Source organism: Terrisporobacter mayombei, from assembly GCF_020748465.1.
In the GTDB taxonomy this organism is placed as follows: domain Bacteria; phylum Bacillota; class Clostridia; order Peptostreptococcales; family Peptostreptococcaceae; genus Terrisporobacter; species Terrisporobacter mayombei.
Genome location: NZ_JAHZMP010000009.1, coordinates 37,395 through 50,746, shown reverse-complemented (window position 1 = coordinate 50,746; position 13,352 = coordinate 37,395). Strand labels below are relative to the sequence as shown.

Below are 13,352 nucleotides of genomic sequence, written 5' to 3'. Positions count from 1 at the left end.
ATGGCAAAGGATATTAGATTTGCGCAAGATACAAGAAAAGCATTAGAAACTGGTGTAAACAAATTAGCTGATACAGTTAAGGTGACTCTTGGACCAAAAGGAAGAAATGTTATATTAGACAAAATGTTTGGAGTACCTCTAATAACTAATGATGGTGTTACTATAGCAAAAGAAATAGAATTAGAAGATAGATTTGAAAATATGGGTGCACAACTTGTTAAGCAAGTTGCAACTAAGACTAATGATGTGGCAGGAGACGGTACAACTACTGCTACAGTTTTAGCACAAGCGATAATAAGAGAAGGTTTAAAAAATGTTACTGCTGGAACTAATCCAATAATACTTAGAAAAGGTATACAAAAAGCAGTAGAAATTTCAGTTGAGGAATTAAAGAAACAATCAAGAATAATAGAAACTCAAGAAGAAATAGCTCAAGTTGGTGCAGTATCTTCAGGAGATGATGAAATAGGTAAATTAATAGCTGAGGCTATGAAAGTAGTAGGAAAAGAAGGAGTTATAACTGTAGAAGAATCTAAGACTATGAATACAGAATTAGAAACTGTTGAAGGTATGCAATTTGACAGAGGATTTGTTTCTGCTTACATGGTTACAGATGTTGATAAAATGGAAGCAGTCTTAAATGATCCTTATATATTAATAACTGATAAAAAGATATCTAACATACAAGAATTATTGCCAATATTAAATCAAATAGTTGAGCAAGGTAAGAGATTATTAATAATAGCAGAAGATGTTGAAGGTGAAGCTTTATCAACTTTAGTTCTTAACAAACTAAGAGGAGTTTGTGAAATAGTTGCTGTAAAGGCTCCAGGATTTGGTGATAGAAGAAAAGAAATGCTTCAAGATATAGCAGTTCTTACTGGTGGTGTTGTAATATCAGAGGAAGTAGGATATGACTTAAAAGAAGCTGATTTAGGAATGTTAGGTAGAGCTTCTTCAGTTAAAGTGGTAAAAGATAGCACTACTATAGTTGGTGGTCATGGAGAAAAAGAAGATATACAAAATAGAGTTAATCAAATAAAACATTTAGTAGAAGTTACAACTTCTGATTTTGATAAAGAAAAATTATTAGAAAGATTAGCTAAGTTATCTGGTGGAGTAGCAGTAGTTAAAGTTGGTGCAGCTACAGAAGTAGAAATGAAAGAAAAGAAATTAAGAATAGAAGATGCTTTAAATGCAACTAGAGCTGCTGTTGAGGAAGGTATAGTTGCTGGTGGTGGTGCTGCATTAGTTAGTACAATACCAGTTTTAGATAAATTAGTTGAAACTCTTGAAGGAGAAGAAAAACTAGGAGCCAAGATAGTAAGAAAAGCATTGGAAGAACCATTAAGACAAATAGCTATAAATGCAGGTCTTGAAGGTGCAGTAATAGTTCAAAATGTAATAGCAGAAGATCCAGAAATAGGATTTGATGCATTAAACGAAAAATATGTAAACATGATAGAAGCTGGTATAGTTGACCCAACTAAGGTTACTAGAAGTGCTCTTCAAAATGCAGCATCTATAGCAGGGGTATTCTTAACAACAGAAGCCGCTGTTGCAGATATTCCAGAAAAAGAAGACAAAGCTGCACCTATGGGAGCAGGAATGCCAGGGATGATGTAATATAATAAAAATTTTAAAATAAAAGGAGGGAACTCATAGGGTTCTCTCTTTTTTGCGTTTATAGAATGATTATTTTAAATTTCTCAAATAATATGATAAAATATGTTTTTATACAAAAATTATCAAGCAGTTTTTCGTAGAATTACATATAGGAGGAAATTATGATAAAACATAAAAAAATTTTTGTGATAATGTTATGTATAATTACTGTTGTAACATTTGTTACAGGTTGCAATAATAATGAAATTAAAAAAAATAAAATTAATACTAATGAAATACAAATAGAAAAAATAGAAAAACCATCTACAGGTAAAGTATCGGATAATAAGGGATGGGAGCTGTGGGATGATGAAAATCATTTAACTAAAGAGGGAAGAAGTGATACAGGAGAAAATGCTGTAGTTTCATCAGGAAAATATGAGGCATCTCAAGCTGGATTAGAAGTTATTAAATCAGGAGGGAATGCAGTTGATGCTGCCATTGCCACAGGATTTGCTTTATGCGTTGTAGAGCCAAATGCTACAGGGATAGCAGGTGGTGGATGTATGCTTATAAGAAATAAAGAGGGAAAAAATGTATACATAGATTTTAGAGAGACTGCACCATCAGCAGCAAATCCAGATATGTGGAACCTTGATTCTAAAGGAAAAGTAATTAATGATGAAAATGAAAGTGGAGGAAAGTCCGTAGCAGTACCAGGACAGGTAGCTGGATTAATATATGCTTTTGAAAAATATGGATCTGGAAATCTTACATTAGAAGAAGTTATGACACCGGCCATTAATTTAGCTCAAAATGGATTCTATGTAACTCCAACACTTCTAAAAGATATGAAAAGTGTACAGGAGATGATTAATAAATATCCAAGGTTAAAAACTTTAATTCTTAATAAAAAAGGAGCTTATTATAATGTTGGCGATTTATATAAAAATGAAGATTTAGCTAATACTTTAAAAAGAATATCTAAAGATGGGAAGAAGGCATTTTATGAAGGAGATATAGCTAAATCTATAGTTGATACAGCAAAAGAATATGGTGGAATAATTACACTAGAAGACCTAGAAAACTATGAGGTAGAAGAAATGGAGCCTATACAAGGTAGTTATAGAGGAAAAACTATTATTTCATCACCTCTACCATCATCTGGTGGAACTCATGTTATTCAATCTTTAAATATACTAGAGAATTTTGATATTTCTAAGTATGGAGTATATTCACCAGAAAGATATCATTTATTGTCGGAAGTATTTAAATTGGTCTATGAAGATAGAACGAAATATGCTGGAGATCCAAAGTATGTTGATATACCTATTATTGGTTTATTAAATAAAGACTATGCTAAAGTTTTAGCTAATAAAATTGATATAAACTATTCACAAGAATATACAGCTGATGATCCATGGATTTATGAACATGAAGATACAACGCATTATTCGGTAGCAGACAAAGAAGGCAATATGGTTGCTGTAACTCAGACTATAAATTGGACATTCGGATCTGGATTAGCAGTAAATGACTATGGTTTTGTATTAAATAATGAGATAAGTGATTTTTCTCCAGAGTCAGACTCGCCAAACTGTGTTGATAGTGGAAAGAGACCTTTAAGCTCTATGAGTCCAACAATATTATTAAATGAAGATAATACACCTTTTATGGTTATTGGCTCCCCTGGAGGATCTAGAATTATTCCTACTGTAACCGAAGTTATTAGTAATGTTATAGACTATGATATGGATATACAAGAGGCTATAGATACTTATAGAATGTATGATAATACTAATGACAAAATTATTTATGAAGGTGGAATAAGTGGTAAAACTATAAATAAACTTAAATCCATGGGTCATAAGACTGAAAAATATGAAGAAGGTTACGATAAACACTTTGGTGGGGTGCAAGGAGTACAATACAAAGATGGAAAGCTAATAGGTGGAGCAGATTCTAGGAGAGATGGAAAAGCTCTAGGTAATTAATAAATAGTTGTGTTTTAAATAAAATATTAAGGTATAATTATATATAAATAAAATAAGAGCAAAAGAGGGGAATTATGGACTTAGAAAAATTATTAAATGATGTTAAAAATAGCAACATAGAAATAGAAGATGCTTTAGAGAAATTAAAAGATTTGCCTTTTGAAGATATAGGATATGCTCATATTGATCATCATAGGAGTATAAGAAATGGATATCCAGAAGTAATATATTGTAAGGGGAAAAGTGATGATCATATTTTAGGGATTATAGAGAGGATGAACGAGAAAGGTAGTAACATTCTTGGAACAAGATGTGAAAAAACTACTTATGATAAAATTCTTAAACTATATCCTAATGCAGAATATGATGAATTATCAAAAATATTAAGAATAAAAAATGAAGAAATAAAAGATCAAGGTAAGGGAACTATTTTAATTGTTACAGGAGGTACATCTGACATACCTGTGGCAAATGAAGCATACTATACAGCCTTATTCTGTGGAAATAAAGTTGAAAGATTATATGATGTAGGAGTTGCTGGAATTCATAGGTTATTAGCTAATAGACATATGATTGAAAATGCTAGGGTAATTGTGGCAGTAGCAGGTATGGAAGGTGCTCTTCCTAGTGTAATAGGAGGTTTAGTAGATGTACCAGTTATTGCAGTGCCTACATCAGTTGGGTATGGTGCGAATTTTGATGGACTAGCTCCACTTTTAGCTATGCTAAATAGTTGTGCTTCAGGTATATCTGTAGTAAATATAGATAACGGATTCGGGGCTGGTTATTTGGCATCTACTATTAATAAATTAAAATAATAATTGTTATTACTTAAATAAGTAAAAAATATATATGGAAAAACAAATTTTATATAAAAGTTCTAATCCAAAAAATATGTTTTTGTTAATATAAAAATTAAGTAATAATATTATAATAGTAAATTAAATAAAGTGAAAATATAATTTCTCATATAAAGAATTATAGTAATTAATTCCAATATGTTAACTAAAGAAGCTTATATGAGAATAAATATAATGGTTAATAAAGAAAATCGTAAAAATTTGTTGACACAAGCGAATTATTTTGGTAAATTATTATTCAAACATAAAGCGAATAACGAAAATTTTTAAAACAAAATCACTCGTATATACTCAGAAATATGGTCTGAGAGTTTCTACCGAGAAACCGTAAAAATCTTGGCTATGGGTGAAATTATTATATATATTTGGATATATTAGCTGCTTAATAATAGGCAGTTTTAAGTCATATATTCAAACCTGTATAGTGATTTCACTTTTTAGTAAAAAGATGGAAGCTATACAGGTTTTTTTTTATAAAAAATTAAATGTTCAAATATAAAATGGGTTAAATTGAAAGGAGATTAGTATGGCTACAATAATAAAAGAAGGATTAACTTTTGATGATGTTTTATTAATACCTCAAAGATCTGAAATATTACCAAAAGAGATAAATACACAAACGTACTTAACTAAGACGATACAATTAAATATACCTTTAATGAGTGCTGGAATGGATACTGTTACAGAGTCAAAAATGGCAATATCTATGGCAAGACAAGGTGGTATGGGTATAATTCATAAAAATATGTCTATTGCAGAGCAAGCTTCAGAAGTAGATAGAGTAAAGAGAAGCGAAAGTGGAGTAATTGTGGATCCATTTTACTTAACAAAAGACCATACAATTCAAGATGCTGACAATATAATGGGAAAATTTAGAATATCAGGAGTTCCAATAATAGACGAAGATAAAAAACTTATTGGAATAATAACAAACAGAGATATTAAGTTTGAAAAAGATATGTCTAAAAAAATAGAAGATGCTATGACTAAAGATAATCTAGTAACGGCTAGAGAAGGGGTTACTTTAGGAGAAGCTGAACAAATTCTTAAACAACATAAAATCGAAAAATTACCAATAGTAGATGAAGATAATCATTTAAAAGGTTTAATAACAATAAAAGATATAGAAAAGAAAATTCAATATCCAAACTCTGCAAAAGATAAAAAAGGAAGACTTTTATGTGGTGCAGCAGTTGGTATAACTGGAGATGTATTAGATAGAGTAAAAGCATTATATGAAGCAAAAGTAGATGCTATAGTTTTAGATAGTGCACATGGACACTCAAAGGGTGTTATAGAAGCGGTACAAAAAATAAAATCAGTATATCCAGACTTACAAGTAATAGCAGGAAACGTAGCTACAGCTCAAGGTTGTGAAGACTTAATAAAAGCTGGAGCTGATTGTGTGAAAATAGGTATGGGACCAGGATCAATATGTACTACAAGAGTAGTTGCTGGTATAGGAGTTCCACAAGTAACAGCAGTTATGGATTGTGCAAAAGCTGCTGCTAAATATGGTATACCAGTAATAGCGGATGGTGGTATTAAATATTCTGGCGATGTGGTTAAAGCTTTAGCTGCTGGAGCAAATGTTTGTATGATGGGTTCTTTATTTGCAGGAACTGACGAGAGTCCAGGAGAAACAGTTCTTTACAGAGGTCGATCATATAAAACTTATAGAGGAATGGGATCTATAGCAGCTATGGAAGATGGTTCAAAAGATAGATATTTCCAAGATGGTGCTAAGAAATTAGTTCCAGAAGGTGTTGAAGGTATGGTTGCTTACAAAGGTAAAGCAGAAGATATAACATACCAAATGATAGGTGGCTTAAGATCTGGAATGGGTTACTGTGGAGCACCTACAATAAAAGACTTACAAGAGACAGCTCAATTTGTAAAAATAACAGCAGCTTCTTTAAAAGAAAGTCATCCACATGATATAACAATAACAAAAGAAGCACCAAACTATAGTACACAAGGAGATATGATGTAATGAAACATGAATTAGTATTAGTTGTTGACTTTGGGGGTCAATACAATCAGTTAATAGCAAGAAGAGTAAGAGAAAATAATGTATATTGTGAGATAATACCATATACTACAGATATAGAAACTATAAAAGCTAAAAATCCAAAAGGGATAATATTTACAGGAGGACCTAATAGTGCATATTTAGCAGATTCTCCAACAATATCAAAAGAAATATTTGAAATAGGAGTTCCAATACTTGGAATATGTTACGGACATCAGATAATGTCACATGTTTTAGGTGGTGTTGTTAGAAAAGGTAATACAGCTGAAAAAGAGTATGGAAAAACAGCTATAACATATAAAGAATCAAGATTATTAGAAGGAATGACTACAAACACAGTTTGGATGAGTCACACAGATTTAGTTGATACTGTAGCAGAAGGATTTGAAGTAATAGCTTATACAGCTGATTGTCCAGTTGCAGCAGTAGAAAACAAAGAAAAAAATCTTTATGGAGTACAGTTCCATCCAGAAGTTGAACATTGTTTAGAAGGAGATAAAATACTTAAAAACTTCTTATATAATGTTTGTGAAGTAAGTGGAGATTGGACTACAGATTCATTCATAAACGATAAGATAAAAGAATTAAAAGAAATAATAGGCGATAAAAAAGTATTATGCGCTTTAAGTGGTGGGGTTGACTCATCAGTTGCAGCAGTACTTGTTCATAAAGCTATAGGAGATAACTTAACTTGTGTATTCGTTGACCATGGATTACTTAGAAAAAATGAAGGTAACGATGTAGAAAGAATATTCAGAGATAAGTTTGATATGAACTTAATAAGAGTTAACTGTGAAGATAGATTCTTAGGTAAATTAAAAGGTGTAACAGAGCCAGAATCTAAGAGAAAAATAATAGGTGAAGAGTTCATAAGAGTATTTGAAGAAGAATCAAATAAACTTGGAAAAATGGACTTCTTAGCTCAAGGAACTATATATCCAGACGTTGTAGAAAGTGGACATGGAGAAGCTGCTACAATAAAATCTCATCACAATGTTGGTGGAATACCTGAAGATATAGAATTCCAAATAGTTGAACCATTAAGAGAATTATTCAAGGATGAAGTTAGAAAAATAGGTTTAGAACTTGGAATAGAAGAAGGATTAATATTCAGACATCCATTCCCAGGACCAGGACTTGGAATAAGAGTTATCGGTGAAGTTACAAAAGAGAGATGTGACATATTAAGAGAAGCTGATGCTATATATATGGAAGAACTTAAAAAGGCAGGTTTATACAAAGAAATATGGCAAGCATTTGCTACATTACCAGATGTAAAAACTGTAGGAGTTATGGGAGATGAAAGAACTTATGCTTACTTAGTAGGTTTAAGAGCAGTAACATCTTCTGACGGAATGACTTCTGACTGGTACAAAATGCCATATGATGTATTAGAAAAAATATCAAATAGAATAGTAAATGAAGTTGATGGAGCAAACAGAGTAGTTTACGATATAACTTCAAAACCACCAGGAACTATAGAGTGGGAATAATATAAATAAAAAAGATAAATAACATATTGTTATTTGTCTTTTTTATTTTTTGTTTTTTGTAATTAATTTATAGACTTATTGAAATAATAAGATTATAAATGCCAAAGCTTTATAAAACATAGATACATACATAATTATTAAAATGACAGGAGGCATAATATGAATTATAAAAAAATTGTGGCATTAAGTTCAGCAATATTAATAGGTTCAATGAGTTTAGTGGGATGCACAAGCAAAAAAGACAACACAAAAACGAAAGATACTAAAGCTATAAAAGTAGGAATGGTTGCCGATGTAGGTGGTATAAATGATGAGTCTTTTAATCAAAGTGCATGGGAAGGCTTACAAAAAGCACAGAAAGAATTAGGAGTAGAAGTAAAAGTAATAGAATCAAAGCAGGCCTCTGAATATATTGGGAATATAGAAACTTTAGCTGACGATGGAATGGATTTAATTATAGGTGTTGGTAACACTATGGTAGAAGATATTAAAACTCAAGCAGAGAATTATCCGGATTTAAGTTTTGCTATAATAGATGAAACTTATAATAAAATACCTGAAAATATAACAACTATATTATTTAAAGAAAATGAAGCTACTTTTTTAGCTGGACTGATAGCAGGAAAAATGACAAAAACTAATAAAGTTGGTTTTATAGGTGGTATGGAAAATCCAATTATATATAGATTTTTATATGGATATGAATATGGTATAGATCAATCTAATGATAAGGCAGATGTACAAGTCCAATTTGCTGGAACTTTTGCAGATGCAGCAAAAGGTAAATCTATAGCAAATCAAATGTATTCAAAAGGTGTAGATGTAATTCTTTCAGCAGCTGGTGGCACAGGTGTAGGAGCTATAGAGTCAGCTAAAGAACAAAATAAATACGCAATTGGTGTAGATAAAGATCAAAGTGACTTAGCACCAAATAATGTTTTAACATCAGCTTTGAAAAAAGTTAATGTTGGTGTATATGATACAGTTAAAGAATTTAAAGATGGAAAATTAACTGGTGGAGAAGCCAAAGTATATGGATTAAAAGAGGACGGTGTTGGCATACCTGAATCTACTAAAAATTTAGTTCCTCAAGATATAATAGACTATGTAAATACTATGGCAGATAAAGTTAAAAATGGAGAAATAAAAGTTCCAGATACAGAAAAAGAACTTGATAAATTAGACTAAAAAATAGAGATAAGAAGCTAAAACTTCTTATCTCTATTTTTATGTAAAGTAAATATTTTATAATGAAATATATTGAAATATTTTTATATAAATAATACAATCACAGGAACAATATATATTTTACTAAGAGGTGGAGAATGCTAGAGATAATAGGAATGACCGTAGAAGATGCTAAGTCGATAGAAAAGTGTGGCGCAGATAGAATAGAACTTGTAAGTGCATTAACTGAAGGTGGTTTGACACCAAGTTATGGGCTTATAGAAAGTGTAGTAAACAGCGTAGATATACCTGTAAATGTAATGATAAGACATCATGCAAATGGATTCGTATATAGTGAAGAAGATTTGAAAATAATGAAAAAAGATATACAAATAGTAAAAGATTCAGGTGCTAATGGTGTGGTTTTAGGAGTTTTAGATGAGAAAAATAATATTAATGAAAAACATTTAATTGAACTTTTGAATGAATGTGATGGATTAGATGTAACTTTTCATAGAGCAATAGATGATACAGACTTAAATGAAAGTATGAAGATACTTAAAAAATATGAAAAAATAACAAATATATTAACATCAGGAGGTAAGAAAACAATAACTGAAAATATTAATGAAATAAAAGACACTATAAACGAAGAAAAAAGAATAAATATACTCTTAGGTGGAGGATTAAACTTTGATAATATTGATAAAATAAAAAAATTCACAAAAGCTACAGATTTTCACTTTGGAACAGCAGTAAGAGTAGATAATAATCCTTTCAAAGGTATAAATGAAGACAAATTGAAGAAATTAGTATGCATAATAAAATTATAGATTAATTTAAAGAGAAAGTATCAAGCTTTCTCTTTTTTGTGTAAAATGGTAAATTACATAATAAAAAGTTCGTATTTATTATATAAATAACTATAAAATATTATAAGAAGTAAAAAAAAGTTCGTAAAAAAGCGAAAATGTATATTGACAGTAAATATGTGAGATGTTATTCTATTATTGTACTTATAAAACACGAACAAAAATACTTATTTTTAGTCGAAGATAAGATATGTATGGAACATTAATCAAATATAATATATGAAATAGGGTGATGATAATTATGGAAATGACATCAAAATCAAAAAAAGAAAATTTACTACAGAAAATTTTTAAATTAGAAGAAAATAATACAGACACAAAAACAGAAGTAATGGCAGGAATAACTACATTTATGACTATGGCATATATATTAGTTGTTAACCCATCGATACTTTCTCAAACAGGAATGGATCAAGGAGCAGTATTTGTTGCAACAGCTCTATCAGCAGCAATAGCAACTTTCTTTATGGGATTTTTAGCAAATTATCCAATAGCATTAGCTCCGGGTATGGGATTAAATGTATTCTTTGCTAATACCATAGTTTTACAAATGGGATATTCATGGCAATTTGCTCTTATGGCAGTATTTATAGAAGGACTTATATTTATTTTACTTACAGTAACAGATTTAAGAGAAAAAATAATTGAATGTATACCAACAAACTTAAAATATGCAGTAACAGCAGGTGTTGGTTTATTTATAGCTTATATAGGATTAAAAAATGCAAGTATAATAGTAGATGGAAGTTTAGGAAATATGCATGATCCATTAGTTATATTAACATTATTTGGATTATTAGTAACAGGAGTATTAGTTGCTAAAAATAAAAAAGGTGCATTATTAATTTCTATAGTATTAATATCTGTTATAGGAATGGCACTTAAATTAGTAAGTCTACCAGAAGGTATAATGTCACTTAACATACCTTCACTAAAACCAGTATTTTTACAAGCATTCTCAGTAGATCCTAATGAAATATTTAGTCTAAATATGGTAATAATAGTATTTACATTATTATTTGTTGATTTATTTGATACAGTAGGGTGTTTGGTAGGTGTTGCTGAAAAAGGAAATCTTTTAGATGAAAATGGAAATATACCAAAAGCTAGAGAGGCTCTTTTAGCTGATGCTATAGGAACAACTACAGGAGCTTTACTTGGAACATCAACGGTAACTTCATTTATAGAAAGTGCATCAGGAATAGGAGAAGGTGGAAGAACTGGTTTGACTGCTATAACAACAGGATTGTTATTTATTTTGTCTCTATTATTTTCTCCATTATTTGTTGCAATACCAACACAAGCTACTTCAGCTGTATTAATAATAGTTGGAGTAATGATGGCTGGATCTCTTAATAAAATTGATTTTTCTGATTTTACAAATGCTATACCAGCATTTATAACTTTCTCATTTATGCCACTTACAAATAGTATTGGAGACGGGATAATATTTGGTATATTATCTTATACATTATTAAAATTAGCTACAAATAGAAAAGAAGAAGTAAACTTATCTATGATAATTTTATCAATCTTATTCATTATAAAATTCGTACTTTTAGGATAAAAATTTAATATTATAAAAATTAAGCCTAGATATATTCTTCTAGGCTTGATTTTTTCTAGAGTTATTTAAGTAATTTTTGACTTTATTTAATTCTAAAAATTCATCTTCAGTTTCCAAACCTTCTTCTAATAAACTTATACATTTAAGCATATCTCCATTTTCATGCCCATCAAATAGTATTTTAGAGTATTGTTTATTAAAGCTTTATATGAAATGAAAAATGTTATTAGAGTATTTCTAAAAATATTCTTTTATTAATTCATTTGAAAAATTAATATTATAATTCTCTATAGTTATCATGATTAAGAATCTCCCTTTTTATTGTGGATATATCTTTATTTATTATAGCATATGTGTCAATTAAGACGATAAAATAAAGCATTTATGTACGTTTGTCATAAATATAACTTAATAATTCGATATATAACATATATTTTTGGAAAAAATAAAAATAAAAATATGAAATTCTATTGATAAAATATTAATATTATTATACTATTAACATATAATAGTTCGTATCTAATAAGAGATAGTGAAGAGCATTCACAATCATAAATTAAGGAGGAATATAATGAAAATAGCAGTAGTTATGGGATCTAAGTCAGATTATCCTAAATTAGAAGAGGGGATAAACTTCTTAAAGAAATATAATGTTGAAGTTATTGTTCGTGTTTTATCAGCTCATAGAACACCAAGAGAGTTAGAAGAGTTTATACAAAGAATAGACAATGAAGTTGACGTAATAATAGCAGCAGCAGGAAAAGCAGCGCATCTACCAGGTGTAATAGCAGCAAATACATTAATTCCAGTAGTAGGATTACCAATAAAATCTTCTACAATGGATGGATTAGATTCACTTTTATCAATGGTACAAATGCCAAGTGGAATACCAGTAGCCACTGTTACAATTGACTCTGGCTTAAATGCAGTTTTAATGGCAATGCAAATAATGAGTATAAAATATCCTAAGTTAAAAGAGGATTTAAAATCATATAGAAAAGAAATGGCAGAAATAGTTTTAAATGATGATGAAAGTTTAAGGGGGTAATTAACATGTTATTATACGAAGGAAAAGCGAAAAAAATATATAGTACAGAAAATGAAAATGAGTTTGTAGTTTACTACAAAGATGATGCTACAGCATTTAATGGAGAGAAAAAAGCAGAAATAGCATCAAAAGGAATATTAAATAATAAAATCTCGACTATTATGTTTGAAGAGTTAGCAAAAGAAGGAATAGAATCACACTTCATAAAAAGCCTATCTGACAGAGAAATGCTTGTAAAAAAAGTTGAAATACTACCATTAGAAGTAATAGTAAGAAATATTACAGCAGGTTCATTCTGCAAGAGATATGGAGTAGAAGAAGGAATAGTATTAGACACACCTATATTTGAAATGTCATATAAAAACGACGACTTTGGAGACCCACTATTAAATGATGATCATGCAGTTGCATTAAAATTAGCAAATAGAGAAGAAATAGATTTTTTAAGAACTCAAACTTTAAAAATAAATGAAATAATGAAGAAATTCTTCTTAAAAATGGATTTAAAACTAGTTGATTTCAAACTTGAGTTTGGAGAAGATGTAAATGGAAATGTAATATTAGCAGATGAAATCTCACCTGATACTTGCAGACTTTGGGATGTAAACACTAATGAGAAATTAGACAAAGATAGATTTAGAAGGGATCTTGGAGATTTAGTTCAAGGTTATGAAGAAGTATTAGCAAGGTTAAATAAATAATTTAGGAGGATTT

Annotated in this window: 10 protein-coding genes and 1 riboswitch; all 10 genes read left to right on the top strand. The window is 29.7% G+C overall.

The genetic code is table 11. From position 1 onward, the window contains the following. The 10 genes from groL to purC all read left to right on the top strand — a co-directional run bounded on the left by groL (position 1) and on the right by purC (position 13,339). On the top strand, positions 1 to 1,626 hold the full coding sequence (groL, locus tag K0039_RS18235; RefSeq protein ID WP_228106501.1) for a chaperonin GroEL: 1,626 nt from the start codon (positions 1 to 3) through the stop codon (positions 1,624 to 1,626). 161 nt (positions 1,627 to 1,787) lie between these two features. After that, positions 1,788 to 3,599: a gamma-glutamyltransferase gene (ggt, locus tag K0039_RS18230; protein ID WP_228106500.1), complete on the top strand. Its 1,812-nt coding sequence runs from the start codon at positions 1,788 to 1,790 to the stop codon at positions 3,597 to 3,599. Positions 3,600 to 3,673: 74 nt separating this feature from the next. Beyond that, entirely contained in the window at positions 3,674 to 4,417 is a 744-nt protein-coding gene (gene larB / locus K0039_RS18225; RefSeq protein ID WP_228106499.1) for a nickel pincer cofactor biosynthesis protein LarB, read from the top strand. Between the two features lie 303 nt (positions 4,418 to 4,720). Further along, positions 4,721 to 4,822, top strand: a riboswitch (purine riboswitch). Positions 4,823 to 4,985: 163 nt separating this feature from the next. Further along, a complete protein-coding gene (gene guaB, locus K0039_RS18220; RefSeq protein WP_228106498.1) occupies positions 4,986 to 6,452 on the top strand; it encodes an IMP dehydrogenase in 1,467 nt (488 codons plus the stop codon). Continuing rightward, positions 6,452 to 7,984, top strand: a complete 1,533-nt coding sequence (guaA, locus tag K0039_RS18215; RefSeq protein WP_228106497.1) for a glutamine-hydrolyzing GMP synthase — start codon at positions 6,452 to 6,454, stop codon at positions 7,982 to 7,984. The genes guaB and guaA overlap by 1 nt, the downstream gene beginning before the upstream one ends. 159 nt (positions 7,985 to 8,143) lie before the next feature. After that, positions 8,144 to 9,172 carry a BMP family lipoprotein gene (locus K0039_RS18210; RefSeq protein WP_228106496.1) on the top strand — a complete coding sequence of 343 codons (1,029 nt, stop codon included), beginning with the start codon at positions 8,144 to 8,146 and terminating at the stop codon, positions 9,170 to 9,172. 137 nt (positions 9,173 to 9,309) lie between these two features. Beyond that, on the top strand, positions 9,310 to 9,984 hold the full coding sequence (locus K0039_RS18205) for a copper homeostasis protein CutC (protein ID WP_228106495.1): 675 nt from the start codon (positions 9,310 to 9,312) through the stop codon (positions 9,982 to 9,984). 280 nt (positions 9,985 to 10,264) lie between these two features. Then, positions 10,265 to 11,590 carry an NCS2 family permease gene (locus tag K0039_RS18200; RefSeq protein WP_228106494.1) on the top strand — a complete coding sequence of 442 codons (1,326 nt, stop codon included), beginning with the start codon at positions 10,265 to 10,267 and terminating at the stop codon, positions 11,588 to 11,590. 571 nt (positions 11,591 to 12,161) lie between these two features. Then, positions 12,162 to 12,638, top strand: coding sequence for a 5-(carboxyamino)imidazole ribonucleotide mutase (purE, locus tag K0039_RS18195; RefSeq protein ID WP_228106493.1), 477 nt, complete (start codon positions 12,162 to 12,164; stop codon positions 12,636 to 12,638). 5 nt (positions 12,639 to 12,643) lie between these two features. Continuing rightward, positions 12,644 to 13,339 carry a phosphoribosylaminoimidazolesuccinocarboxamide synthase gene (gene purC, locus K0039_RS18190; RefSeq protein ID WP_228106492.1) on the top strand — a complete coding sequence of 232 codons (696 nt, stop codon included), beginning with the start codon at positions 12,644 to 12,646 and terminating at the stop codon, positions 13,337 to 13,339. The last annotated feature ends 13 nt before the right edge of the window (positions 13,340 to 13,352 follow it).

What these genes read in the sequence shown, in the direction of transcription:
- groL (WP_228106501.1), top strand. Translation starts at nt 1, where the DNA reads ATGGCAAAGGATATTAGATTTGCGCAAGATACAAGAAAAGCATTAGAA.
- ggt (WP_228106500.1), top strand. Translation starts at nt 1,788, where the DNA reads ATGATAAAACATAAAAAAATTTTTGTGATAATGTTATGTATAATTACT.
- larB (WP_228106499.1), top strand. Translation starts at nt 3,674, where the DNA reads ATGGACTTAGAAAAATTATTAAATGATGTTAAAAATAGCAACATAGAA.
- guaB (WP_228106498.1), top strand. Translation starts at nt 4,986, where the DNA reads ATGGCTACAATAATAAAAGAAGGATTAACTTTTGATGATGTTTTATTA.
- guaA (WP_228106497.1), top strand. Translation starts at nt 6,452, where the DNA reads ATGAAACATGAATTAGTATTAGTTGTTGACTTTGGGGGTCAATACAAT.
- K0039_RS18210 (WP_228106496.1), top strand. Translation starts at nt 8,144, where the DNA reads ATGAATTATAAAAAAATTGTGGCATTAAGTTCAGCAATATTAATAGGT.
- K0039_RS18205 (WP_228106495.1), top strand. Translation starts at nt 9,310, where the DNA reads ATGCTAGAGATAATAGGAATGACCGTAGAAGATGCTAAGTCGATAGAA.
- K0039_RS18200 (WP_228106494.1), top strand. Translation starts at nt 10,265, where the DNA reads ATGGAAATGACATCAAAATCAAAAAAAGAAAATTTACTACAGAAAATT.
- purE (WP_228106493.1), top strand. Translation starts at nt 12,162, where the DNA reads ATGAAAATAGCAGTAGTTATGGGATCTAAGTCAGATTATCCTAAATTA.
- purC (WP_228106492.1), top strand. Translation starts at nt 12,644, where the DNA reads ATGTTATTATACGAAGGAAAAGCGAAAAAAATATATAGTACAGAAAAT.